General features: G+C 42.6%; 27 protein-coding genes. 15 read left to right on the top strand and 12 right to left on the bottom strand.

From position 1 onward, the window contains the following. Complete coding sequence (locus J4N22_RS19035) at nt 1–819, top strand: amidohydrolase (protein WP_207497170.1); 819 nt, start codon at nt 1–3, stop codon at nt 817–819. Between the two features lie 84 nt (nt 820–903). Here the strand turns inward: J4N22_RS19035 and J4N22_RS20235 are convergent, their stop codons facing one another. The 5 genes from J4N22_RS20235 to J4N22_RS19010 form a co-directional block, all read right to left on the bottom strand. After that, a complete protein-coding gene (locus tag J4N22_RS20235) occupies nt 904–2,415 on the bottom strand; it encodes a S41 family peptidase (RefSeq protein ID WP_207497169.1) in 1,512 nt (503 codons plus the stop codon). Nucleotides 2,416–2,438: 23 nt separating this feature from the next. Further along, on the bottom strand, nt 2,439–2,804 hold the full coding sequence (locus J4N22_RS19025; RefSeq protein ID WP_207497168.1) for a hypothetical protein: 366 nt from the start codon (nt 2,802–2,804) through the stop codon (nt 2,439–2,441). 60 nt (nt 2,805–2,864) lie between these two features. Beyond that, nucleotides 2,865–3,893 carry a thiamine-phosphate kinase gene (gene thiL, locus J4N22_RS19020; protein WP_207497167.1) on the bottom strand — a complete coding sequence of 343 codons (1,029 nt, stop codon included), beginning with the start codon at nt 3,891–3,893 and terminating at the stop codon, nt 2,865–2,867. A 66-nt stretch (nt 3,894–3,959) separates the two neighbouring features. After that, nucleotides 3,960–4,349 carry a four helix bundle protein gene (locus tag J4N22_RS19015; protein ID WP_207497166.1) on the bottom strand — a complete coding sequence of 130 codons (390 nt, stop codon included), beginning with the start codon at nt 4,347–4,349 and terminating at the stop codon, nt 3,960–3,962. A gap of 68 nt (nt 4,350–4,417) precedes the next feature. Next, nucleotides 4,418–5,197: an inositol monophosphatase family protein gene (locus tag J4N22_RS19010; RefSeq protein ID WP_207497165.1), complete on the bottom strand. Its 780-nt coding sequence runs from the start codon at nt 5,195–5,197 to the stop codon at nt 4,418–4,420. A gap of 115 nt (nt 5,198–5,312) precedes the next feature. Here J4N22_RS19010 and J4N22_RS19005 point away from each other — a divergent pair, with 115 nt between their 5' ends. From J4N22_RS19005 to mtgA, 5 genes are all read left to right on the top strand, one after another. Further along, on the top strand, nt 5,313–7,244 hold the full coding sequence (locus J4N22_RS19005) for a glycosyltransferase (protein ID WP_207497164.1): 1,932 nt from the start codon (nt 5,313–5,315) through the stop codon (nt 7,242–7,244). 93 nt (nt 7,245–7,337) lie between these two features. Next, nucleotides 7,338–8,873 (top strand): GH3 family acyl-acid amido synthetase, encoded by a 1,536-nt coding sequence (locus J4N22_RS19000; protein WP_207497163.1) that lies wholly within the window; start codon nt 7,338–7,340, stop codon nt 8,871–8,873. 9 nt (nt 8,874–8,882) lie between these two features. Beyond that, on the top strand, nt 8,883–9,518 hold the full coding sequence (locus J4N22_RS18995) for a LysE family translocator (RefSeq protein ID WP_207497162.1): 636 nt from the start codon (nt 8,883–8,885) through the stop codon (nt 9,516–9,518). A gap of 109 nt (nt 9,519–9,627) precedes the next feature. Then, nucleotides 9,628–10,179, top strand: coding sequence for a hypothetical protein (locus tag J4N22_RS18990; RefSeq protein ID WP_207497161.1), 552 nt, complete (start codon nt 9,628–9,630; stop codon nt 10,177–10,179). Between the two features lie 35 nt (nt 10,180–10,214). Next, on the top strand, nt 10,215–10,949 hold the full coding sequence (gene mtgA, locus J4N22_RS18985; protein WP_207497160.1) for a monofunctional biosynthetic peptidoglycan transglycosylase: 735 nt from the start codon (nt 10,215–10,217) through the stop codon (nt 10,947–10,949). Here mtgA and J4N22_RS18980 read toward each other — a convergent pair. After that, nucleotides 10,926–11,504 (bottom strand): AAA family ATPase, encoded by a 579-nt coding sequence (locus J4N22_RS18980; protein WP_207497159.1) that lies wholly within the window; start codon nt 11,502–11,504, stop codon nt 10,926–10,928. The genes mtgA and J4N22_RS18980 overlap by 24 nt on opposite strands. Continuing rightward, nucleotides 11,501–12,148: a nicotinamide riboside transporter PnuC gene (gene pnuC / locus J4N22_RS18975; RefSeq protein WP_207497158.1), complete on the bottom strand. Its 648-nt coding sequence runs from the start codon at nt 12,146–12,148 to the stop codon at nt 11,501–11,503. The genes J4N22_RS18980 and pnuC overlap by 4 nt, the downstream gene beginning before the upstream one ends. Before the next feature lie 273 nt (nt 12,149–12,421). On the opposite strand from pnuC, the gene J4N22_RS18970 reads away from it, so the two are divergent. Next, complete coding sequence (locus tag J4N22_RS18970) at nt 12,422–13,957, top strand: bifunctional metallophosphatase/5'-nucleotidase (protein ID WP_207497157.1); 1,536 nt, start codon at nt 12,422–12,424, stop codon at nt 13,955–13,957. Nucleotides 13,958–14,050: 93 nt separating this feature from the next. Here J4N22_RS18970 and J4N22_RS18965 read toward each other — a convergent pair whose 3' ends face one another. Then, complete coding sequence (locus J4N22_RS18965) at nt 14,051–15,151, bottom strand: transglutaminase-like domain-containing protein (RefSeq protein ID WP_207497156.1); 1,101 nt, start codon at nt 15,149–15,151, stop codon at nt 14,051–14,053. A 122-nt stretch (nt 15,152–15,273) separates the two neighbouring features. Next, nucleotides 15,274–16,524, bottom strand: coding sequence for a cation:proton antiporter (locus J4N22_RS18960; RefSeq protein ID WP_207497155.1), 1,251 nt, complete (start codon nt 16,522–16,524; stop codon nt 15,274–15,276). Nucleotides 16,525–16,602: 78 nt separating this feature from the next. Here J4N22_RS18960 and J4N22_RS18955 point away from each other — a divergent pair, with 78 nt between their 5' ends. Then, entirely contained in the window at nt 16,603–16,782 is a 180-nt protein-coding gene (locus J4N22_RS18955; RefSeq protein ID WP_207497154.1) for a hypothetical protein, read from the top strand. A gap of 24 nt (nt 16,783–16,806) precedes the next feature. Here J4N22_RS18955 and J4N22_RS18950 read toward each other — a convergent pair whose 3' ends face one another. Beyond that, a complete protein-coding gene (locus J4N22_RS18950; RefSeq protein WP_207497153.1) occupies nt 16,807–17,709 on the bottom strand; it encodes a phosphate/phosphite/phosphonate ABC transporter substrate-binding protein in 903 nt (300 codons plus the stop codon). Nucleotides 17,710–17,999: 290 nt separating this feature from the next. On the opposite strand from J4N22_RS18950, the gene J4N22_RS18945 reads away from it, so the two are divergent. Beyond that, a complete protein-coding gene (locus J4N22_RS18945) occupies nt 18,000–18,194 on the top strand; it encodes a hypothetical protein (RefSeq protein ID WP_207497152.1) in 195 nt (64 codons plus the stop codon). 27 nt (nt 18,195–18,221) lie between these two features. Here J4N22_RS18945 and J4N22_RS18940 read toward each other — a convergent pair whose 3' ends face one another. Further along, complete coding sequence (locus J4N22_RS18940; RefSeq protein ID WP_207497151.1) at nt 18,222–19,187, bottom strand: M20/M25/M40 family metallo-hydrolase; 966 nt, start codon at nt 19,185–19,187, stop codon at nt 18,222–18,224. A gap of 248 nt (nt 19,188–19,435) precedes the next feature. Here J4N22_RS18940 and J4N22_RS18935 point away from each other — a divergent pair, with 248 nt between their 5' ends. From J4N22_RS18935 to J4N22_RS18910, 6 genes are all read left to right on the top strand, one after another. Continuing rightward, nucleotides 19,436–20,389, top strand: a complete 954-nt coding sequence (locus tag J4N22_RS18935; RefSeq protein ID WP_207497150.1) for a hypothetical protein — start codon at nt 19,436–19,438, stop codon at nt 20,387–20,389. Between the two features lie 43 nt (nt 20,390–20,432). Further along, nucleotides 20,433–21,098: a hypothetical protein gene (locus tag J4N22_RS18930; protein ID WP_207497149.1), complete on the top strand. Its 666-nt coding sequence runs from the start codon at nt 20,433–20,435 to the stop codon at nt 21,096–21,098. A 12-nt stretch (nt 21,099–21,110) separates the two neighbouring features. Then, the gene (locus tag J4N22_RS18925; RefSeq protein WP_207497148.1) at nt 21,111–21,320 is read left to right on the top strand and encodes a hypothetical protein; all 210 of its coding nucleotides are present in this window, start codon (nt 21,111–21,113) and stop codon (nt 21,318–21,320) included. A 182-nt stretch (nt 21,321–21,502) separates the two neighbouring features. Further along, the gene (locus J4N22_RS18920; protein WP_207497147.1) at nt 21,503–21,793 is read left to right on the top strand and encodes an isoamylase early set domain-containing protein; all 291 of its coding nucleotides are present in this window, start codon (nt 21,503–21,505) and stop codon (nt 21,791–21,793) included. 165 nt (nt 21,794–21,958) lie between these two features. Further along, entirely contained in the window at nt 21,959–22,342 is a 384-nt protein-coding gene (locus J4N22_RS18915) for a VOC family protein (protein WP_207497146.1), read from the top strand. Between the two features lie 106 nt (nt 22,343–22,448). Next, on the top strand, nt 22,449–22,925 hold the full coding sequence (locus J4N22_RS18910) for a hypothetical protein (RefSeq protein WP_207497145.1): 477 nt from the start codon (nt 22,449–22,451) through the stop codon (nt 22,923–22,925). Nucleotides 22,926–22,990: 65 nt separating this feature from the next. On the opposite strand, the gene J4N22_RS18905 is transcribed toward J4N22_RS18910, so the two are convergent. Continuing rightward, the gene (locus J4N22_RS18905; protein ID WP_207497144.1) at nt 22,991–25,429 is read right to left on the bottom strand and encodes a TonB-dependent receptor; all 2,439 of its coding nucleotides are present in this window, start codon (nt 25,427–25,429) and stop codon (nt 22,991–22,993) included. Nucleotides 25,430–25,561 lie beyond the last annotated feature (132 nt).

Here is a 25,561-nt window from a genome sequence, read left to right as displayed (position 1 = left end):
ATGTCTACACTCACCTGTACACTTATTCAAACAGCATTGCATTGGGAAGATAAAGCGGCTAACCTGCGCATGTTCGATGATAAGATCAATTCTATAACAGAGAGAACTGAAGTGATCATTTTACCAGAAATGTTCAACACGGGGTTTAGCATGAGACCGGTACAATTTGCCGAAAAGATGACGGGCGAAACGGTGCAGTGGATGAAACAGGTGAGCAAAGAAAAGAACGTGATACTTACCGGCAGCCTGATGGTGGAGGAAAATGGCAACTACTACAACCGCCTTATCTGGATGCTTCCAAACGGCACCATGGGCAAGTACGACAAGAGACATCTTTTTGCATATGCCAACGAGCACGAACATTATACTGCCGGCAACCGCAGGTTGATAGCCTCGGTAAAAGGATGGAAGATAAACCTGAACATTTGCTACGACCTGCGTTTCCCGGTTTGGAGCAGGCAAGGCAGGCGCGAAAAAGACGAAAAGACGATGGAGTACGACATGCTGGTGTATGTAGCCAACTGGCCGGAGCGCCGTAGCCATGGGTGGAAAACGCTGTTGCAGGCAAGGGCTATAGAAAATCAATCATTCTGCATTGGGGTAAACCGCGTAGGCAACGATGGCAAAGACATTTACCATAGTGGCGATAGCATGGTGATAAACCCGCTGGGTGAAGTTCTTTACACGAAGTCACACGACGAAGACATATTTACCATCACGCTCCAAAAAGCCGAAGTGGAAAGCATACGTGAAAAAATGCCGTTCTGGAAAGATGCCGATCCTTTCATGATCATTCATGATGAGGGGCAGGAGCAGTAAACTTCAGTTCCAAAAAATTAGGTGGTGGGCTAGCAGGTGGAATTATCTAGCTGGAGCGAACTGGATGGTCTAGTTACTCTTTCCTCATGGTGAACGTAAAATTTCATTTGCTTTACTGGAACCTTGAATCAGCTCTCTTACCTTCTCCATTTTTGCGTCCACTCCTTTTTGTATGGCTGTAGACGATGGTGGTACTTCTACATCAGGAAAAATGCCGCGACCATTTTTGGGAAGGTCGCTGTTGAGCACTATCCGGTACAGGGGCAGCGATACCCGCAAACGTGTGGCTGGTAAAATAATAACAGGAAGATGCATGGCAGAATTTCCATAAGCGCCTCCGCCTGTTTCTTCCCCTACCACTGTTACATTTTGCTGTCCTTTCAGAAAACCTGTTACAAGCGTGGCAGCGGAAAAAGTATATCCGCCTGCAACTACATAAATGTTTCCATCAAAATGGTTGCGGCGCTTTGGCTTGTAGTGATGCCTCTCAAAATAGCGGAAGTGGATCCTGCCATCATTCATTTTTTTACCCGTAAGGTGCATGCTTAGCCAATACAGGAACCAGGGCTGGATATGCTGCCGGTAAGTGAGCCGCCGGTTGATAGCGGCAACAGTATCTGCAACTTTAAAAGGTTTGTCTACCAGGTACTGCGTCAGCTTCGTACTCGCCAATACACTTCCGCCACTATTCTGTCGCAGGTCCAGCACTACGTTTTCAATCTTCATCTTACGTATGCGCCTGAAACTTTTACGGAAAAAAGAAGGAAGCCTGCCTTCGCTAAAGGTATTAACTGAAAGTACAGCTGTATTGAGTGCAGTATCAATTCGCAGGTTCCGCTTGCTAAGCCGACTCATTCGTATTCTGTCTCGCCTGCTTACTTTATATGGTGCTACTACCAGCGGTAGTGCAGTTGTATCTTTTTTCGGGTAAAAATTGTTGAGCACCTTGTGATTCCGCCTTCCCGATGAATCTACATAATGGATAATATACTGGCTATCGAGGCCAAACGTGTTTTTGTAATAAGCCGGAAAGTTGAAGCTGATAACCTGGTACTTGAAATTGTCTGAATAGCCATCGGTGCTCATCAGGCTAAACATACTGTCGATGATCCTTTGAATAGGGTAGTTGTTGATAGCCGTGATGATGGTGCCGCGTCTTAATACAGAATCCTGCCTGTTCAGGTTACCAATGATCACGGCGCTATCGGGCCATATTTTTACCGACAGAGGGAAAAGCGGCGACTGGTTGCGGCTAAAGTGTTTGCTATATTGTTTGGAATGCCTGACTGCAGTATGACCGCACCTTATTTTACTAATAACCCATGCTACCTTATTTCTAAACTCTTTTTCTGTAAGAGAATCTTGTAAGGAAGCATGGGTTAATGCGAAGTAAGCATCCAAAGAGTCTTTTGGCGTATACCAGTAAAGGCTTGGATGATTGGCTTCTAAAATGTTTTGTAACAGCGAAAGCTCGTTTTGCAATACCTGCGCACTGTACTTGTTGTTTGGATGGAAAGATGCCGGAGCGCCTGTTTTACAACCTGTAAATGCATAGACCGCTGCAGCCAGTATAAGTAAAACAGCAATTCTTTTCACCCTTGCAATATACGTTTCCTCTATTAAGGATTGGCTACGCGAATAGAGGTTATCTCTACATAGTACTTAGGTTCTGCACAACGACACGGAACTCTTTGGTTGGTTCTTTTAAAAGAAACAATCACTTCCATTCCATGCTTTTTGTAATCTTCTGAAAGATTGAGAGGGACTTCTACCTGGTCTTTTGGTAAGCTCAAAACCCAACCTAACCCGTCTACTTCCGGACTTGCGGTCCATTCTATAGTTGCTTTGATTTCTTCTGCACTTTCACCATTCGACATGCTTATGGTATTGCTGTTAGTTTCTTCAAGTGCTGGTGCTGTTGCTTCTTTTGTGCAGCTAGATAATGCCATTATCCATGCTGCTGCGATGAGTATTATGTTTTTCATTTCCTGTCTATTTATTTCTTTTAAAAGAACAAAGGACAGGCCATCCACACATTGTTAAAACTATGCAAACGCTTGCCAGCCCTGGGCTGTAAGCTTATGTGTATTTCCGCCGCGGGTAACTATATGTGAGCCTTCATCAGCAGGAGTCATATAACCAATAATGGAGATCTGCTCGTTCTTTATCACCTTCTCATAATCAGATTGCGGGATAGTGAAAATGAGTTCATAATCTTCACCACCACTTAAAGCACAAGCGGTTGGATCAAGTTCAAGCTTATAGGCAAACTGGCGGGCATCCTCGTGTACGGGTATTTTATCTTCGTGAAGCTTGCACCCTACGCCGCTTTGCCTGCACAGGTGAAGTATCTCGCTGCTAAGACCATCGCTCACATCCATCATACTTGTTGGCTGTACCTGGGCCTGTTCAAAAAATTCCACAATGTCTTTACGAGCCTCTGGCTTTAATAATCTTCCAACTATATATTGTTCATTTTCCAAATCTGGCTGCACTTCCGGCGATTCCAGGTATATCTTCTTTTCTCTTTCAAGCAGGGTCAGTCCAAGGAATGCTGCACCCAGGTCACCTGATACACACAGCAGGTCTCCTTCTTTTGCGCCACTTCTTTTTACTACTTTTTCTGTCACTACCTCGCCTATTGCGGTAACGCTTATAATGAACCCTTTTTGAGAAGAAGAGGTATCGCCACCAATCAGGTCTACATTGTATTTCTCGCACGCAGCATATACTCCTTCGTAAAAATCAGTAAGTGCTTCTACACTAAAACGATTGCTGAAAGCAATGTTGAGCGTGATATGTGTAGGAGTAGCATTCATGGCGTAGATATCACTCAGGTTCACCACTACCGATTTGTATCCCAGGTGCTTTAGCGGTGTATACATCAGGTCGAAATGAATGCCTTCAATTAGCATATCACTTGATACAACTGTCTGCTTTCCAAAATGGTCAATAACAGCTGCATCATCGCCAATGCCCACTAAAGTAGAGGCATTCTGAATCTCAAAATTTTTGGTCAAATGATCAATAAGACCAAACTCGCCAAGGGTAGATATTTCGGTACGGGATTCCATAATGATAGAGTGGTTATGTACGAGTTGCGAAGTTAGAGGTACGATGTGAATACCTGCTCATACTATTTAAGAATGAAAATTTTCTGAAGTATTAAGCCTGGTCTTCTTGATAGATGCTACAATTATTTTCAGCAGTTCGGTCCCTTCGGCAATAAGTTCTTCAAGTTGATGCTGAAAGGCAGGATTAAACTCCTTCAGAAGCTTAAGGAATAGAACACTTTCATCAGCTTCTTCTTCAACTATTTTCAATTTATTGATGAAATCTGCCGTTGATTTAGCTCTTTGCGAAGCACTATAATTTGCAGCTACTGAAGAAGAACACCTGATAAGCTGGTAGCAATACTGCTTATTTAAATAGTGTATGGTAACTGCTGTATAAGCTTTCCAACATTTACAGCAAAGTTGAAGGTTCTGATTTTCAAGTCCAGGTAAGGCATGTACTGTTTGCTTGTTCAAAACAAAATACATACTGTTTGCAGCTAATGCAACCGTACTTCGTACTTCTTACCCTGTACTTTAAACTTCTACTGCTTCCATTTCCCCTTCACCGCCAGCAGCATCTCATCGTGGATTTTGCCGTTGGTAGCCAATATGTGTGGCTGGTATGGGCTGTAAGGGTTGCCGTCGAAGTCGGTAACTTTTCCGCCTGCCTCTTCTACCATTAAAAAGCCGGCTGCGCTATCCCATGCCTGTAGTTTATGCTCGTAAAAACCATCAAAACGACCGGCGGCTACCCAGCAAAGATCAATAGCTGCACTACCTAGTCTTCTTACAGGTATACCACTGCGTATGAATTTTTCAAAAATCTGGAGTGGACCATTTGGAGCATCCAGGTAGGTGTAAGGAAAGCCGGTAACGAGGCAGCTGGACATCACCTCCGTCTTTTCGCTAACAGAGATCTTCTTATCATTTAAAGTAGCGCCGGCGCCACGCTCAGCAAAAAAGAACTCGTTGAAAAAAGGATTATATACAGCACCCAATATCATTTGGCCATCTTTTTCTAAGCCGATACTTACACAGCAGATAGGAATGCCATTAGCAAAATTCACAGTACCATCAATGGGGTCGATGATCCATTTGTAATTGCTATCCATCTTTAGCTCACCTGATTCTTCAGTAAGAATGTAATGATCAGGAAAAGCCGCTTTTATCGTTTCCATGATCACTCTTTCTGATTCATGGTCGGCTTCCGTTACCAGGTTATTAATGCCTTCTTTGTTGCTGATGGTAAAAGTGCCGTTGAAGAACTTCTTCAAAACTTCGGCACCATCGTATGTAGCCTTGATCAATGTTTCTTTTAGCATGCTGCAAATATAAGTTTACCACAATCACCATTATTGTACCAGCGACAGCTGCTGCACCAGCCATTGTTTTTGATAAATAACCTAAAACAGCGTATTTCGTGGTCCTGTAAAGCGAGTGAATGTTTCCATCATCATAGTAAACTACAATGTCAGGTATTTCCTGGAGCAGTGCCTGCATTCAGTATACCGAAGCATCAACGGGTTGCAAGCCGAAGTTTTTGTAGTTGATAATGCCTCTACCGATGGAAGCATCGAGTACCTGCAGCCAAAGTTTCCCTGGGTAAAATTCATTGCCAGTCCTGACAACCTTGGTTTTGCCAAAGCCAATAACCTTGCGTTGTACCAGTGCTCAGGTGAATATGTTCTGTTTTTAAATCCTGATACGCTGCTGCCCGAGGACTGCCTGCAAAAGTGTTATGACTTCATGAAATCGCATACAGACGCAGGTGCATTAGGCATACGAATGTTGGATGGTAGTGGTAAGTTTTTACCAGAAAGCAAACGTTCTTTTCCCTCTCCCACTACTTCTTTTTATAAGCTGGTAGGTTTGCACCGGTTGTTTCCTACATCCCGTGTATTTGGAAAATATTCGCTTGGTTACCTTGATGAACATAGCAATCATGAAGTGGATGTACTGGCGGGAGCATACCTAATGGCGCGCCGCGATCTGCTGCTTGAGCTAAAGGGATATGACGAAACTTTCTTCATGTATGGTGAAGATGTAGACCTGAGCTATAGAATACAAAAAGCAGGGTATAAGAACTACTACTTTAGTGGCAGCAGCATAATTCATTTTAAAGGAGAAAGCACACGCAAAGGCAGCCTGAACTATGTAAAGATGTTTTACCAGGCGATGAGCATATTTGTGAGCAAACACTATAGTGGGAGCAAGGCCAGGCTTTTCACGTTCTTCATCCAACTGGCCATTGTATTGCGTGCTGGTGTTTCGGCTGTTGTAAATTTTATAGTTAAAATAGGTCTGCCCCTATTTGATGCGCTCTTCATACTTGCAGCATTTCACCTGGTAAATGAGCTCTGGATAAATATTGTGCGCGATGGCGATGCCTTCAACCCGCGGCTAATCAATATCTCTTTGCCGGGTTTTACGCTGGTTTTTTTGGTAGCAGCCACACTGGCCGGTATTTACGACAACAAGTACAAACCCTTTAAAGCATTTTATGCCGCTATCGTTGCTACGGTGGTCATGTTAGCAGTGTATTCTTTATTACCAGAAAAGTATAGGTTCTCACGGGGCGTGATACTTTTTGGTGGACTAATGGCCTTGGCCTTCATTACCTTGTTTAGGTGGATGTTGCAAAATTGGGGTATGGTAGAAGATGATGATGAAGAAAAGCGGCAGCAGCAAACATTGGTAGTGGCTACTGCAGATGAATACAAGGAAATAGTAAACCTGCTTAACCAGGCAGGCCTTGCCAACAGGTTGATGGGGCGAATAGCGGCTAATGGTGCAAAAGAGAACTCAGTTACATCGCTCGACCAGTTGCAGCTGTTGATAGAGAACACAAGGGTTCGGGAGGTGATTTTTTCGCAAGGCTATCTTAGCTATAAAAAGATCATTGATCTCATCCAGCAGTTTCCGTCCAATGTCTGTGTGCGTTTTCATGCGAATGGCAGCCACAGCATTGTTGGCAGCGACTCCAAAGACACTTCAGGCGAATTTGTTTCTGTGGAAGGTAAGTTTCAGCTGGCGCACCCGTACCAACGGCGCATGAAACGTATAGTTGACGTGAGCCTTGCATTATTCATACTTATTACTTTCCCGGTTCATATACTTCTCTGTGGTTTTAAAAGCATGTACAATGCTCTCATGGTATTAGTGAATAAGAAAACATGGGTGGGCTTTAGCAGCAACAGCAAAGGGTTGCCACAGCTTTTACCTGGTGTACTTACCACCACCGGTGATCCGGCTAGCATGCAGCAGCTGCAGGCAGATGCATACCAGATAGATCTTTGGTATGCAAGGCAATACACATGGACACACGATCTAAAGATCATTATCAGAAATTACAAAAAACTAGGGCAATAGCTATAGCAGCGGAGGTATGGTTTTGTAGGTAAACCACCATAATGCTGCATTTTAATGTAGTTTCGTAACCTTTTCTTAATCTAAAGTTGCTTAATGGCCATTTTTGATATCAAATTACCATCCTCTATTGCCAAAGTATTACGGCTCCGCGAAAAGAATATACAGAAGCAGCAACAGAAGGTGTTGAAGAAGCTGTTGCGAAAGGCCCGTTTTACGGAGTTTGGCCAGAAGTACCAGTTTGACGAGATATTAATGAGTAAGCAGCCGGGAAAGCTTTTTCAGCAACTGGTCCCCGTATATGATTACAACAAGATATACAAGGAGTGGTGGTACAAGACCCTGGAAAATAAACCCAACATCTGCTGGCCTGGTAAAATAAAATATTACGCGCTTAGTAGTGGCACCAGTGAAGCAGCCAGTAAATATATTCCCGTTACCAACGATTTGCTGCGAGGCAATAAGATGGTAATGATCAAGCAGCTTTTTACGCTGCGGTATTACCAGGATCTTCCTGTAAAATCCATCGGAAAAGGTTGGCTTACCATTGGCGGTAGCACCGATCTTCAAAAGAAGGAAGGCTACTACGCCGGCGACCTCAGTGGTATTACACAAAAAAAAGCGCCGTTCTGGTTTCAGCCATTTTACAAACCAGGGAAACGAATAGCCAAAACAAAAGATTGGGATAAGAAGATTGATGAGATAGTAGAAAAAGCTCCTGATTGGGATATTGGTTTTATAGTAGGTGTACCTGCATGGATACAACTATTGGTGGAGAAGGTGATACAGCGGTATAACCTGAAGACCATTCACGACATCTGGCCTAACCTGGCATTTTTTGTACATGGCGGTGTGGCGTTTGAGCCTTATAAAAAAGGTTTTGAAAAACTACTGGCCAAGCCACTCATTTACATAGAAACTTATTTAGCCAGCGAAGGTTTTATTGCTTACCAGGACAGGCAATATGCTAAAGGCATGAGGCTGGTTACCTCTGTTCACATCTTCCACGAGTTTATTCCTTTTGATGAAAAGAACTTTGATGCAGATGGCAACGTGGTAGAAAATCCTGAAGTGCTGATGCTGCACCAGGTGGAGGAAGGAAAAGATTATGCTTTGCTACTTTCTACACCGGCAGGTACGTGGCGCTACCTTATAGGCGATACTGTACGTTTTACTGATAAAGAACGAGCCGAGATCATTATCACAGGCCGCACCAAGCACTTCCTTAGCCTGGTAGGCGAACACCTGAGTGTAGATAATATGAACCGTGCTGTTCAATTGGTGAGCGAAGAGCTGAATGTAAGCATACCTGAATTTACTGTGGCTGGTGTACCGCATGGTAATTTCTTTGCGCATCACTGGTATGTAGCTACCAACGATAATGTAGATAAAGAACTGTTGCGCGTAAAAATAGATGAGAAGCTAAAAGAGCTGAACGACGATTATGCTGTAGAAAGAACAAGTGCATTAAAGGAAGTTTTTCTTGATGTACTTACCGAGGATGACTTCATGGAATTTATGAGGCTGAAAGGTAAAGTGGGAGGCCAGCATAAATTTCCACGTGTACTGAAGGGCAGGATGCTGGAAGATTGGCAGAAGTTTCTGAAAGGTGAGCTGGTAATAAATAAGTAAAACGAACGAATGATTGCTGCACTACTAAAGGGATTGGCCTTAGGGTTAATGCTGAGTATTTCAGTTGGTCCTGTAATTTTTTCTATTCTCAAGCAAAGCATCAACAACGGGTTGAAAGGTGGTTTTGCATTTATCATAGGAGTTTCGGCCAGCGATATAACATTGGTGATAGCCAGTAACCTATTTACCGAACTATTTGGTAGCCTGCTTGATTACAAATTAGCTATAGGATTGGGAGGAAGTGCACTGCTGATTGCTCTTGGCATTTATGTTACTTTCTTTAAAAAAATAGCTGTGAACGAAAGCGGCATGCAGGTGATCCAGATCAGCACGCACGATTACATCAAGATCTTTTTGGCGGGTTATTTTATGAACACACTAAACCCCAGTGTTATCGGATTTTGGCTGCTTACCTCCACCTCATTGTTGGTTCAATCTTTTAACTACCGCTTGGTAGTATATGCAACTTGCCTGGTAGTAGTGGCTGCTTTCGATATAGCTAAGGTGTTGCTTGCCGGCCGCATCAGGCAAAAACTTACACCTCATAATATCCATATCATCAACCGCATTAGCGGGTTGATCTTAATTGGTTTTGGCGTTGCTCTTACATGGGGCATACTGGCATATGGAGATAGAATAGAATAATCTTTTGCAGGAACAACCACCGACTGTTGTTTCACATTTATAAGCTTCATTGCCAATGGACGAACAGGTTTAAGGAATGAATTTTTTATCAATCTCACTAGACTGAACCATGCGAAACCTGTTGTTTATATTATCTCTTTTCTCTGTTGTGCAGGCAAAGGCGCAAGGTGATATTGTTGTTTTTAAAAAGAACCAGCGCACCTTAAAAACCTTCTTCAAAGGATCTGTAGCCACGTTCATTACTTCAAGTGGTGAATATGTAGCAACTCAGATAACAAATATAAAAAGTGACAGTATCTTTTTTCGTGAGTTGGTGGTGAGGCAGGTGCCTACGCAGTTGGGAGTAACACGCATGGATACCGTAGCTACGGTTTTGCGTTCAATACATTTCAAGGAGATTGCAGGCATACCAAAGCCACGAAAGTTCAACACCTTATCTGTAGGTAATCTGCTGGTATTGGGTGGTGGCGGTTTCCTGGCTGTTAATCTTGTAAATTCTCTTTACATTAATTATTCACCCTTTGCTCAAGATAATCTACGCAATATTTTACCTGCAGCAGGAGCGCTGGCAGCAGGCATTACCATCAATAAGTTGCGCAAAGATTTTTACATGGTTGGTAAAAAATATTCTACTCATTACATCCCACTGGGTACGCCATAAAGCTGGGCTTGCTATCTTGCCGCATATTCTATTGCATGACGGTAAAAGATCTATTCGGTAAACTATTTCGGCGGGTATTCAGGATACTGCTTTGGGCCTTCCTGTTATCTAATATCTACCTAGTCATTTGCAAATGGATAATGCCTCCTGTAACGCTTACACAACTCGGCAGCCTGTTTGGAGGCTATGGCCTCAAGCGCGATTATGTTTCCTACAGTGAAATTTCACCGGCACCAAAGCTTGCCGCTATGGCCAGCGAAGACCAACTATTTGCTGATCATGGTGGCTTCGACTGGAGGTCGCTGGAGAAAAGCATGCAGGCAAAGCCGGGAAAAAGCAAAAAGGTGCGTGGTGCCGGTGCCAGTACTATCAGCCAGCAGGTTGCAAAAAATGTTTTCTTATGGCAAGGCAGCGGTATAGGCAGGTATATACGCAAGGTGCCTGAGCTGTATTATACTAAGATGATAGAATGGATCTGGGGAAAGGAGCGGATACTGGAGGTATATCTAAATATAGCTGAAATGGGTCCTGGGATTTTTGGTATAGAAGCAGCTTCCCAAGCTTATTTTAAAAAACCAGCTATACACATGAGCAGGCAGGAAGCTGCCATGGTGATAGCCTGTTTACCAAGCCCTAAGAGATATACAGTAGTTCCTATGAGCAGGTGGGTTAGCTGGCGCTATCCGCGTGTACTACAACAGATGCGGAATATAGAAGTAGATCCTGATGTGCAGAAGCTAGTACACTCAGGTAAGGCTGCTAAGAAATAAATCAACAGCAGCGATTGCCGTTGCTATGCGTTGCTCGTGAGGGCCCTCTACCAGCACCCATTGCACATCCTGGTTCTCCATTATCTTTTTATATATGTCAAACAGCTGTTGCCTTCTTTCCAGGTCGGGGTATTCGCGCAGTTCATCTTGCACCCATGGAAGGTCAATATTGCACAGCAGGTACAGGTCAGTATGTTGTTCATCTATTTTTTGCAGGATGAATGGATCCACCTTACCAAAAACAAACTCACTCCATACTTTCATCACGTACATATCTGTATCAACAAACACCAGCGGCACCGGTGTACTTTTTACCGGCTGTTGTTGCCATAAATCCGCTGCTTGATCAATAGTGGTTGCTTCAAGCGATAGTTGTCCTTTTGCAATTACCACCAGGTCTTCATACGTGTAATCCGCACCATGTTCGAGTAAATATTCACGTGCATATTCAGCACACCATGTAGTTTGGTAATGGTTGGCAAGTGCTTCACACAAAGTGCTTTTACCTGTACTCTCAGGCCCTATGATCACTACTTTTTTTTCTTGTTGTTTCATGCTGTTACCAGTGCTTCTCTTTTAGTTGCTTTAGCTCTTTTATTCCATTCTGCAAGCCCAGCAAAGGCAAGCAACAACAATATGAAATAATACACACTGGTAAAGACGAAGCCTTTTACAAAATACAAAGGGATAGAAGCGATGTTAGTAAGTATCCACCAGATCCAGCTTTCCACTTTTTTCTTTGCCATGAGCCACATACCAGTGAATGCAGTGGCACTGGCTAGTGCATCGGCCCATGGAATGGCTCCAGGCCAAAATGCTTTTTGTACATATACCAGCGCAGCATAAATAGCTATATAAAAAGCGGCAAAGAACAGCAGGTGATGTAACCACTCCTTAGCCGTAGCATGCGTAACATGTAAAACAGGATGATGCTGCCGGTCTTTTTTGCTCCACAACAACCAGCCATAAATGCTCATGATGGTGTAGTATAAATTCACTGTTGCTTCACCAAACAGCTGCGCATCTATACTTAGGTAGACGTATAAAATTGTATTTACCAGCCCAACAGGATATACCAGGATGTTCTCCTTTTTAGAAAACCAAACACTGGTAATGCCAGCCACTACTGCTAATGCTTCATACCATGTGGTGGCTAACAAGCCTAGTACAAACTGTTGGTATATTTCGTGTAGGTCCAAAACTTTTTTGATAAAGATAGAGGAGCGAATGTTGTGCTTGCCTATTTTATGCACCGCTTACAAAACCTGGCATATGGGAATACTAGGTTGCCTATAACATGTAAATGATTAACCAGCCATAGATCGATCATTTCTGAATGATAGCATTTTCAAATACTTGCTCGTTCACAAAAAAATGATCTAACTCCCCGGCAATATCTGTTTACTATTGCTTACAATCAAGATTTCATTTTCCTACAACTGCTAACTTGCATTTTTAAAAAATACATGTTCATGAAAAGACAGAATTGGTTAATAGCTGCATGTTTCCTTGCTGTGGCTTCTTGTAAAACTACAGGCTACGTTCCTTCTAACGCCAATGATGATGGAAAAATAGAAGTAGTATTTGTACAGGTAAACGATGTGTACGAGATACAACCATTAGCTGCAGGTAAAGAAGGTGGAATGGCGCGGGTAGCTGCTTTGAAAAAAGAATACAAGCAACAAAACCCAAACACCTTCCTGGTGATGGCCGGTGATTTTTTGAGCCCTTCTGTTTACAACAGCCTGCAGTACCAGGGCAAGAGAATTCGTGGTAAACAAATGGTAGAAGCGATGAATGTTGCAGGAATGGATTATGCGGTGTTTGGCAACCATGAATTTGATATCACGGAAAACGAATTGCAGGATAGAATAAATGAATCAGGCTTCATGTGGATCGCTTCCAACACCTTTCATAAAACCAATGGACAGGTGCAGCCTTTTAGAAGAACTTCTGGTGGACCAGCTTTTCCTGAAACACATATTATGCATGTAAAAGATGCTGATGGTACTACAGCTAAGATCGGTTTCATTGGTTTGACACTGCCTTTTAACCGTGCTGATTATGTAAGCTATACAGACGTGATGACAACAGCCAAAACCTTGTATAACCGCATTAAAGATTCTGTAGATGCAGTGGTAGCACTTACACATTTGCTGGTAGAGGACGACCAAAAGCTGGCTAAAGAAATTCCGGGTCTTGCACTTATCATGGGCGGACACGAGCACAATATGCGTTTTGTAAAAGAAGGTAAAGTGTACATTACAAAAGCGCATGCAAATGCCAAATCAGCTTATGTAAATAAACTGCTCATCAACCGGAAGAATGGGAAAGTAACCGTAACGCCACAACTGCGGTATATAGATGAGACCATTGGATTCGATAGCCTGACTAATATTGTTGTAAACAAGTGGACAGACATTGCTGAAAAGAACTATAGCTCTTTAGGTTTTGATGCACGTGCAGTGGTAATGAAGAGTGGTGAGCCTCTGGATGGACGTGAAGAATTTTTACGTAAACAACCAACTAACCTCACCCGCCTTATTGTAAAGGCAATGCATGAAGCTGCACCGCAGGCAGATGTAGCCATTGTGAATTCAGGATCCATTCGTGTAGATGATATACTGCCGGTACCTGTGACACAATATGATATCATCCGCAGTATGCCTTTTGGTGGCGGCATACGTGAGGTAGATATGAAAGGAAACCTGCTTATTCAAACGTTAGAAACAGGAAGAAAGAATACAGGTATTGGTGGTTATTTGCTGCACAGCGAATTTGTTACTTATAACAATGGCACGTGGATGATCAACAATGCATCTATAGATCCAAATAAAACTTATAGAGTAGCAATTAGCGATTTCCTGCTTACAGGTAAAGAAGCCAATATGGATTTTTTAAATGAAAAGAATAAGGATATAGTAAAAGTATATCCTGCTGAAACCTCTACTTCTAATTCACTTTCTGATATTCGATTGGCTATTGTTCGTTACCTGCAAAAGCAGTAATAATTTATACAATAAAAATAGGAGCGTAAATAAGAGATCATTTCCTCTTGTTTACGCTCCTTTTAATTTGCAACCAACTACAAGCGATATGCGCTAAAATGGTGCAGCATAGAAATCAGCTAAAGAATTGGTGTATGCACAATAAGTTATAGGATACTGCTTTTGAAAAACGGTTGGTTGCTTTGCGCCAGTAGGAACCAGCATCAATCCTTTTTTACCATTGTAGTTTACAGGCTGCTCATCTACAAGCTGGCGGTTATCAAACTTAATATCGAAGTAGTATAAGTATGGGTAAACCCAGCTTACGTAATTATGCTTCCTGGTGCCAACACCGCTGCGCAACTCCAGTTCATCATAATTATTTTCAATTGCATGCTGAAACTCTACTGCATTTAGCGGGACATTATTCAGCACCGGCATTACATCAAACTGTCCATCCATCAGCACCCACTTATTATGTTCTTTTAAGAAAACTTCCATCAAAACATGACCTGCACCATATTCTGTTGTTTCTACATCTTTTGTTTTCAATGCCAGTACACGCGCAGGCATACCCATAGCATTCATTGCAGCTGTTCCTACTATCCCGTACTCAACACACCTGAAATTCTTTCCTTCTTTTACTTCAGCCAAAATGGAAAGAGCATCACTTTTCTTTGGTTCATTGTCACCATCATGCTTCCACTGGCTATGTACCCAATGCAGCAGGGCAAGTGCTTTTTCTGTTTCGGTTTGTTTATTTTCTACCACCTTGTCTAGCTGGTATTGTTCTCTTAAGGTTTGTAAATATTTATTGTTCGCGCTGGTTTGATATTGGAATTTATATCCTTCTGATGTTGCTTTATTATCAAATCCAATACCGGTTAATTGCAGGCTTCTTACCTCTGTTAGTGCATAATCACCTTTTGCAGTAAGTACATAAAATTGCTTTTTTGTTTCCCTGTTTACAGGAAAAGCAATGGAATCAATATCTGTGTAAAAAGCAAACTGAATATCATTTTTACCTGCAAAAAAATCAATTGGGTCCGGTGATATATTAGGGCTTATGGTCCAGCTGCCGCGTGACCACCAGTCGTTGAAGCGGTAATCAGCTTTCATAGAATTGGCACGGATAACAGGTAAACCTTTATAAGTTGTTTGTGCGTAACTAGCTAGTTGTGCAAACAGGAGCGTTAGTAAAAACAGTTTTTTCATGCATCATTTTTTAGGAACTTAAAAATATAAAGTGCATGTGTAATCTCATATATCGAAAACGATGAACGTGCCTTTTTACTGGATGAACCACCTTTTTATCTAGACGAAGATTAAGAAGGAATTTACCTCTTCAATTGCTCCTTTATAGGTGGATTATTTGTAGGAAGTTTTTCCAGTAAACTGGTTGCTGTAAAACCATGGATGATGATAGAGATGAGAACGATAAATCCAACAATGGACCATAAAGCAGATGGCTCTGAGAACTTAGCTTGTAAAAGCGCAAATGATAAATAGAAGAAAGAGCCAATACCGCGGATACCTAAAAAGCCGATCGCCCATTTCTTTCTGCGGTTGATAGGAATATCATATAAAGTAAGCCACACCAATGCAGGCCTTATAATTAGCAGGAACGCCAGGCTCAAAAGTATCATTGGCCAGGTAAGTGCATTTAGTAAACCGGACACAATTGCACCACCAAAAAGGATGAGCACTATTGCAATAAGTATACGTTCTATCTGGTCGGTAAAGTCGTGCAGATTCTTGTGGTACTTGTGGTTGATCTCGTAATTGCGTAGCGTAATAGCAGTAACAAAAACCGCAATGAAGCCATAGCCATGCACCAGTTCAGTAAAGCCATATACTAACAGTGTGGCAGACACAGCCACAAAACCATCCTTTATTTGTATAGCCTTTTTTCGCTCGGGAAGGTCGAAAACAAAATATGCCAATATGCGACCAATAATAAAGCCCATAGCAACACCTGCCACTACACGGTATACAAGGTCTTTCCACACCCAATGCCATACATCAAGCTGTTCATTACCAGCCAGCATTGCCACGGCTATTGCAAGCCAGGTAAAAGGAAATGCTGTACCGTCGTTCATACCAGCTTCGGCTGTCAGGCTAAAGTGCACTTTTCCTTTATCACCTTCCATAGGCGGCCCTACCTGTACATCGCTGGCAAGCACCGGGTCTGTTGGCGCCAGGCATGCTCCAATTAAGATTGAGCTTGCCCAATCCATGCCTAATGCATATTTACATAAAACAGCCATAGCTGCTATACAAAGAACCATCGTAATACTTACCAGCCTTAGAGGTACTGACCAAGTCATTGGGGCAAAGGGTTCGTCAATTTTTAAGCCGGTACCCATCAATGAAATGATGACGATAAGTTCAGTAAGGTGTACTGTAAAATCCTCGTGAAGCAGCGGATCAGGATCAGGCAATTTGGTAAAGATCATGTAGAGGATCATACCTGTGACCACGTATACTATAGAATAAGAAACTTTTGTTTTCTGGCTAATAGCAGGCATCCATGCCATTAGCAATGCTGCCATACCAATAACGGTGATACAAATTAAATAAGTGGCCATTCTGTTTCCTACAGCTTCAAAAAACCATGCCTTTTATAATTGGCATAATCCTTTTTACCTATAGATAAAAGCATAGATATGGACCAGCAGAATCAAGCCGAACAGGCAGGACAAGAAGGGAAGCCATCGCCCATGGCACAAAACGAGAATCCACGAGCCAATGAAAATATCCGCCAGGATCCGTCTGAGGATCCTAAGCCAGATCCATCTGCCACAGATAGAGTAGGCAGTGAGATAACTGATGGCGAAGGAGGATAAGATGCATGCGATGTATCAAAAAAGTTATCGCTTCACTTGCTTGAGCATTTTTTGGATGTCATGCTCGCTGCCCAGCAATTTCTTAAAGTTGGAGTAGTAACTACCATCAATTGTAAAGAAGAAAGAAGCGTCTTTTGTTTCACTCCAACCAGATTTCATAGCTTCGAAAGCAGCAGCGTTCTCTTTGTGCAGGTTTAAGAAGGAATGCAATAATTGAGCATTCAATCCCGCGCTCATTTTGTTATTGAACATGATAGGTCCATACGGTATTTCAGGAGACAACCAGAGGAGGCGCATCTTGCTCCTGTTAGAGGCATCTTGCTGTACATACCTGCTATATTCAGAATAACCTACTGCGGCCACATCAGCCATTCTGCTCAATACCGCATCAACAGCTGCATCATGTATTTCGCTATACAGCACGTATTTAAAAGTACTTTCAGGTGAAGGAATGCCGGCACCAGCCAATGCCATGCGTGGTACCAGGTAACCTGAGGTAGAGCCCCTGTTGACCAGCGTAAGGCGAAGCTTTGAACCCAGTTTCTTTAGCTCTTCCAACTTATGAACCGTAACCTGTGGACCAGCTATAATGGCTGTGCGATAACCATCAGATATTTGGCGTGTAACTTTTAGCGTAGCGACTGCACGCATATTATGTTTACCCTCCGACTCCAGCAGCAGGTAACCAAAGGTGTTGATCAGCGCGATGTCAACTTCATTTTTTTGCATGGCCTGTATAAGCGCGTGCACCGACTCGTAACTTTTTATAGAAACATCAAACTTGTATTTGTTACGTAAATGATCTGCATATGGTTGAAGACTTTGAAGGCGGCTGTTATTGCCATAACGGTAAGTAGCTAGACGCACCGTTTGTGCAGTGCCCTGTACTACCAAGGCCGTGAAGAGGATTAAAAAGATAAAACGCATTGGGGGTAATTCTTTAAGCGAAACTACGAAGGGTAAGTTTTTCTTCTGACCACATAATGGGGTGGTTTTTTATTGGCGAAAAACGCTGGAAAAGCCTGCAGGCCTGCATTTCGCAATGTTTGTTTAGCACTCTAAAAGAACCCTTGTTAACCAATTTTCTTCCTGGAAATTCAACTATAAATTTTTGGAACAGTGTTTGTCTTTGATGGTGCAAACATCTCCCCGATGTTATCCATAATCTAAAAACTTATGATATGTATTGCCTGCCAAATAAGCTTATTAGGAAAAAAATGACCAGGAATAGCGAGGTAGTGGAAGCGATGATCCATCTTGCTGATATAGCCCGTGAATTGAATGTTTACAGGAAGTTTCCAAGGTTTGTTTTTAGAAACAACAGCGATCTCCAAAAAAATTTTGAAGAGAGAAAGCAGACTTTCAAATTTTATGCAGCTATGTGTGCCAGCAGGCTCAACCTGGCGAGCTAGTATCAACCAGGTTTATCAACTTATATCCTACAGGGAAATCGACTTTGCCAGCAATAGCAGCATATTGCAGTTCTCAATATACCTGCTAAGGTTTATCCTGTCTACTGTATCGGTTGGTTTGTGATAGTCTTCATGATCCTCTACGCTTACGAACAAAAACGGGATGTTCTTTTTGTGAAAAGCAAACTGGTCGCTCAGCTTTGTCCAGTCTTCACGCGATGAACCATAGTCATGGCCAATTAGTAAAACAGTATTGGTAAGCGGCCTTACCTTTTCTACCACGCTTATATAAGCCGGGTAGTGGCGGGTGCCGGAAGCAAACATCTCGTTGCTGTCGCTACGGGCTATCATATCCATGTTCAGGTTAAACTTGATGGCAGACAACCTGTTGGTGCTATCCATGTATTCTACAAATTTGTGAGCACCTTGCAACCCGCTTTCTTCCCTATCGAATGCAGCGAAAATGATGGAGTATGGCTGCGGGTTCTTTTTAAAATATTTAGCCATGGCCAGTAGACACGCTACACCACTTGCATTATCATCTGCTCCATAAAAAGTACCCCGGCTATTCTTGCCTACATGGTCGTAATGTGCGCTTATAACCATGAACTTGTTAGGTTCTTTTTTCCCCTTCAGCCAGCCGATAACATTCTTGCCGGTGGTATTTCCGAATGGTCCTCTTGCAGAAAAAGTTTGCACCAGCGAGTTGTCCAGGCTATCAAGTCCTGCAGCTTTCATTCGTGCTATCACCCGCTTCATTGCAAGCTCATGTCCTACCGATCCCGGGGAGCGTCCTTCGCATGTATCAGATGCCAGGAACTTTAGATCCGTTACTATTTGTAAGCTATCAAGCAGTCTTGTTGGCTTTACCCATTTTTTATTGGCATAAGCCGCACGTTGCGCATCTACCGAAGGATAGGGAAGCGCCAACTGGCAGCTTGCTGATGATTGGTAGAATAGGGTAATGATGACAAGGGCAACAAGCTTATTCATGTGCTGGTAAATTTTACGCTACAAAAAATTGAAGATATAGCATCGGCCTTAGCTGCACTCATTAATTGATGAGCTGTCAATCTCCTACTTTACGAGATAATGAAGATGATAAATGGCTAATCCTATTTGCTTCTTACACTATGGCTAACGCTTTAGATTAAAATACTGCATGTACTTGTAAGGAAGCAATAGGTTTTATAGTTTAACATCATCATTCACATGGATGTTTGATCTACAATTGTCCAATCATGCAAAAGATCATTCTAAGCGTACTGTTGTATACACAGGTTTTTCTTGTAGCCGCACAAGACAATTGGCAGTTTACCTCTCACTTCAATGTAGGATGTAACCTTACGCTGAACTATAGGGTGAGCCAGCAATTTCCTGGGCTGCGCATGTTTGCAGCATATAATATCAATGGTATAAACAGCAACAGGTTGCTGCTGAGTTACGCTCCTACAATTAGTATTTACACCAAATCACTCGGCGCTAATCTCAATCCATTGATTGGTGATATCCAAATGGATCTCACTAATTCTTTTCATATAGGCTATGGCTGGGAAGACCTGCCGTATACCAAGTATTACCGCACCATCAATACAGGTGGGTATTATAACATTGCTACTAACAAGAAGTACGCGCTCATGATCGGGACCAACTTCATTGTAAACAATAACAAGCGCAACCAGGTGGTTGGTTCATTCAGTTTTTCCTCGCCTAATGTTTCAATTAATTATTACAATGATGGCGCAGCGCCATTCAATATTCTTCCGCTGGCCGACAACTTTGACAGGTGGTGGACAGGTGGCTTTGGTGCCTTCCTTCATAGCCATAGCAATTACAATATCCTCGAATTTTCTTTCGACCAGTTTACAGGTTACTCGCCCCTGCTGTACGAGTTATCGAATGTTATAGGTATCAACATGCCCCAGTATAGTTTGCCGGATTCTACCGTTAGCGGTCGCAATAGTAAAATACCTCCCACATACAATGCTTCAGCTTATAACATCCGGTATTTTCCTGCTGCCGGCTTTGCCATAGATGCAGGAGTACTAGGCTCGCTGCGCACACAAAGCGGAAGAGTGTTTGGCCTGCAGGATATCATCCATGTGCGCGGGCTTTACCCACTACATCCAAATAGCGATATCAACAGGTACTATATAGGTGGATCATACAATAATCTTCAAAATGTCAAACTGTAAGCTTATCCCGGTGGCGCTTGCATTGTTGCTAATGCAATCGTGCATGCAAAAAACGGTACCGTTTTCTTTCAATAAAGATGTTGGGAAAGACCACTTCTTCAACCAGCTACTGCCGGCTGCTCAAAAGCTGTATCCTGACCAGGATATACAAAAGCTGGAGTCGGTCAGAATGTATGCTGCGGTTTTGAAAGAGGCTTATATAGAAAAAGATTATGTGCTGGAGTGGAACGAGATGAATGATAGCTCACGTAAAGAAAAAGTTACCTATCATAAAGTAGATGGATATGCTACACGGCTTTACCTGGGATTGGTAACTACATCGCCAAGCAATATCAATGCAGCTGTTTTCTTCACGGCTAAATTCAATCCTGATAGAGAATGCCTTGGCTTTGGTCCGGCATATTTTGGCGTTGTTAATCCATCATTGCAGTCCATCAGGTTTACTACTGATTTGGCGGTAAAACAACCAGCGGGCAATTTTCAGCTGGTAGTGCAAGGAAAACAAACACGGCCGGGAGGAGTGCTTTTCGTTTCTCCAGATTTCTTGAAACCTGCGTTTGGAAATATCACTTCTATCAAAGTAGAAAAGATCGTTTTTCTCGACCCTAATAAAATTGGAGGATATAAGCCAGTTGTATTTCCTGTAAAGGAAGTAATGCAGGATGAGCACGCGCTGTTATTTAGATATTTAACTACTATCCAGCTTTAATAACTCACGTATATGAGCGACAAAAAGAACCACCAATTCTCTATTCGTTTGTTCCAGTCAAACCGGTTCACGAACCGAAACAGCAACTACAAATGCCAGCAAGATGAGGATGATGGAAAATATTATTGCTATAGAAGAGTGCAGGGAAGGTGGGTACAATGCAATGGTGTTCCATACGATACACCACAAGAGTGTGAAGAGGCTCTAAAGACGGTTAAATGATAGTTCATCATTTATTTACATATAGGAAAACGCTTGCAAGCCATAAAGGGAACCCGCTGAAATCCGCTACCAGCAAAGGTTTCTTCCCCATATTGTGAAAAACATTCTTTGGTTGAAAACCATGTTGAAGGTTACCTTTCTTTAATATTTGTATTAACGGTACCCTAACTAAAATTAATATCATGGTTCAAAAAACATATTTCAAGACTAAAGATTATTGCAAAGTAAAGTTCACCTTGAAGCCTGAAGCAGCTGAAAAAGTAGAGATCCTTGGTCTGAATAGTGATTGGGAAAATGCAGTTGAGATGACAAAAAAGAAAGATGGTTCTTTTACCTGCGAACTATCTCTTCCAAAGAATACACAACACGAATTTAGATATCGCGTAAACGCTACACAGTGGCTTAATGAGCCGGAAGCTGACCTGCACCAACCAAATGTGTTTGGTGATAACAATAGCGTGATCGTCCTTTAATATTCCTTGATAATTTTACTACCAAAGCCACCCTGTGCACATGGCAGGGTAGCTTTGGTATGTAAATGAGATACTAAGGTTACTGGCGTTATATTTCATGAACGGGCATTTGCATTAGTTGATGAATGAATATCTTAGGATACTTTTTCATCAAATACAACTGCTATGAAAGTAAATGCCATTAACTGGTTCGAGATCCCGGCTGAGGATCTTGAACGCGCCACTACATTTTACGAAGCCATATTCGATCTACAGTTAGTACCCATGGATCTTGGGGAATTTCGCATGCGAATGTTTCCTACAGAGCCAGGTGGTGTAGGCGGAGCTATATGCCATTCTCCCGGTTTTTATCAACCATCAACTACAGGTGCTTTGGTTTATCTTAATGGCAACCCAGACCTGCAGGTAGTGCTGGATAGAATAGAAACAGCAGGTGGGAAAATTCTTATACCTAAGACTCAGATCTCCGATGAGATTGGTTATATGGCTGTATTCCAGGATACAGAAGGAAATCGCGTAGCACTTCACAGTGATCCTGTTGCCCAGTAAGTTTCATTTGTATACAATATCTTCTTTTTAACTGCATGCTATAGTTTATGTCGTGCTTATAATGCATAGCAGCAGTAACTTGAGCCGAAATTATAGTACACGTTCTATGAAAACATTATATGCTTTGCTACCTGCCTTAACTATTTCTGTTTTGCTTGGCTGCTCTAGCCCCAGGAGTATATCTGCCAATGAAACAGCTGTGCCGCCGGATTTTGGTAAAGAGCAAACTACTTTACTCGTGCTGAACACAGACCACACGCATATCAACAGGACCATTCATTCCAGCATCGAAAAGTTTTATACGGGTCCTTTTGAAATGGTTGACCCTACTATGATAAACAGCAGCAAGTACAGCGACAGGCAAAAGTATCGTTACATGTTTCGCACTACCGTCAGGTACACTGAAGCTGTGAATATGGGCATGTCGAGGATGGCGCCCAGCTTCACTTTTAATTACGATGTAGTAGACAGGCTGCAAGGAAAACAATATGGAAATGCTAAGTCTACAGGAACTTATAAGAACTGGATAGAGACCTATGTAAAAAGGTTAGAACAAGTAAGGATAGCTAACGAGGCTAAATAAACTCGTTCGCTCTAAATAAAAAAACCACCCAGTCCAGGGTGGTTTTTTTATTGATGTTTATTTCTCTATTGAGCTTTCTCCGGGCTTTCAATATTCAGGAAGTTATTTTCTTCTTTTTTACGTAAACCAAAGTTGTAGCGGATGTTCAGCCCAAAGCGGCGCGTATCACTTTCACGGTAGCCGGTGGCATTTACGGTCCCTTGCTGCAGACTGAAGTTATTGTTGTTGGTAAAGAATACATCAGTAGCACTTAAAGACACCATCAACTTCTTTTTCAGGAACTGCTGGTTGATGCTAAGATTAAGTGCGCCAAAGGAGCTGAGTTCGTAGAACTGCAATTGCCCATTGAAGCGCGCAAAACCATTCAACACAAACTGTGTATTAGGCGTGATGCGCAAGGTCTGGTAACTAAAGATTGACCAGCTTCCGCGCTTAAACTGCAGCGGGCTGTTTTCGTAGCGGCCATTATAGAAGTTATGGTTGTACTGTCCGCCTACTACTATAAAATATCGTTTACCCGGCGGAATGGCACCTATCAACCTGAAGTAAGTTTCTTTGTTGGTGCCCAAGTTGTCGTAGGTGCGGTAAGCAAGGCTCCTGCTGGTGTCAGCCTGGTATATCACGTTTGTAAAAATGTCTTTTGTTTCATTTACACCTAACGCAAAAATGGGACGCTCATTCACAGAGATGTTGGCCTCGTAATTCTGCGTGAACTGCGGCCGCAAAGAAGGGTTTCCTGTTTCAAACATGTACTGGTCTATGAACCGCGGAAATGGATTGAGCAGCTCGTATCCAGGGCGGCTGATAGTGCGTCGGTACACCAGGTAAGCCCTCAGCTCATAGCTCATTATGGTCATCAGGTTGCGGCTGATATACACATAAGGAAAAAGGTCGGTGCGATGGATATTGAAAGAGGTATCCTTGGGCACCATCTGGTTACCTTGCATGTTTGTATTCTCCAGCCTTGTTCCCACTTTCAGGGTTATACCAGCTATTGTTTTGGAGCCTTGTAAAAATGCAGCATTGATGTTCTCATTGTAACGGTAAGCCGCAGTACGAACAGCATCTGGCAACATGTTGCCGTTTATTTGCCTGAAGAAATCCGTAGTATTTCTAAAGCTGGCAACCGTTGATTTAACACCAGCTTCCAATGTTAGTTTTTTTGGCAGCTTCCAAAGCACATTACTGGCGGCGCTAAAAAAGTTGAAGCGCGTGTTGATGTCACCAGCACCTAAGAAAGGTTCCCTAGCAGGTTGATTGAAGAAAGTCCCAAAGTCCTGGTGACTACTGCCTGGCGTACCTGTGTAAGAGAAGTCATTGGTCCACTCCGAGCCAAGACTATCGATCTTGTACTTTGTAGATATAGCTTGGGAAATAGTTGAATTGGTACCTGTATTATTTACGTTAGCAAGGTTCGATGTGATCAACTGTCCATTGCTAATCTTATTTATCTGCGAGCTGTTGATGGTAGCATTATCAAAACGGTTCAGGCTAAGACGGCCATCGTAGCTGATCTCCCATTTCTTGTTGATCTCGTATCCCAATCCGCCACCTATATAAAAACTACTACCCGGATAAACGGTATTGGCATTTTGACTAAGCAAAGAATCAGCAGCGAAAAGTCGATTGGTGATGATATTATCATACGACTTCCGACGTGTGTACTGCAGGTTGATATAACTGCTCAGTTTGCCACTGCTGTTGTTCAGGTTCAATCCCGCAAACTGGTTGCCATACCGCCCCTGATTGAAGCCGGCATTCACACTTCCTGTCAATCCAATGCGTACCCCTTTTTTCAGCACCACGTTCACTATACCACCACCACCACTTGCATCGTACCGTGCAGAAGGTGTACGTAATATCTCAATGTTTTGAATAGAGTTAGGAGGCAAACTCTTCAGCATGGTTGCCAGGTCCTGTGCGCTCATCCGCTGCTCCCTGCCATTGATGTAGATACGTGCAGGTGTTGTACTGCTCAGGTATACATTACCATCCTGGTCTACAAATAAGCCCGGCGTTTTCTCCAGGATCTCGTAGGCATTGGTGCTGCTTACAGCAAGTGCTTCAGGGTCTACAATTGTCTTGTCATCTTCCTGTCGCATGAGCGGCCTGCTGGCAGTAACCACTACACCACCAAGTGTAGATGCAGCTGGCGAAAGGGAAATACTAAACCTGTTGTCACCTGTTACCACTATCTTTTTCTCCGCTTCCAGGAAGTTTACAGAAGTAGCACGCAGTATATACTGCGCTCCTTGCTGAAGCTGGAAACGAGCCACGCCTGTACTATCAGTAACTTTCTGTACAACCATTAGTGTATCTGAGGCAAGTAGTGCTTTGGTTGTAGCAAAAGGAACAGCTTGTTTGGTATTATCAACTACAGAAATGGTAACGGTACGCTGCTGAGCAAAAGATCCAGTAAAAATTGATAACAACAGGAACGTGTAAGAAGCAAGTAAACTACGCTTAAGGGTTGTTCTATTAAAAGAACGGGAAGATGGGTGCATATATAAAAGGTGTGTGTACTAAAAGGCGCGGCAAAATTAGGCGGACTTATATTTTCATATTAAAGATTAACATGAACGGTAAAAGCAAGCAGTTGCTTCGGTCAACTTGGTAGTTTTGGAACCATTCAATAG

Origin of the sequence: Aridibaculum aurantiacum (assembly GCF_017355875.1) — a bacterium.
GTDB lineage: Bacteria > Bacteroidota > Bacteroidia > Chitinophagales > Chitinophagaceae > Segetibacter > Segetibacter aurantiacus.
This window is presented reverse-complemented; position numbering and strand designations above follow the sequence as displayed.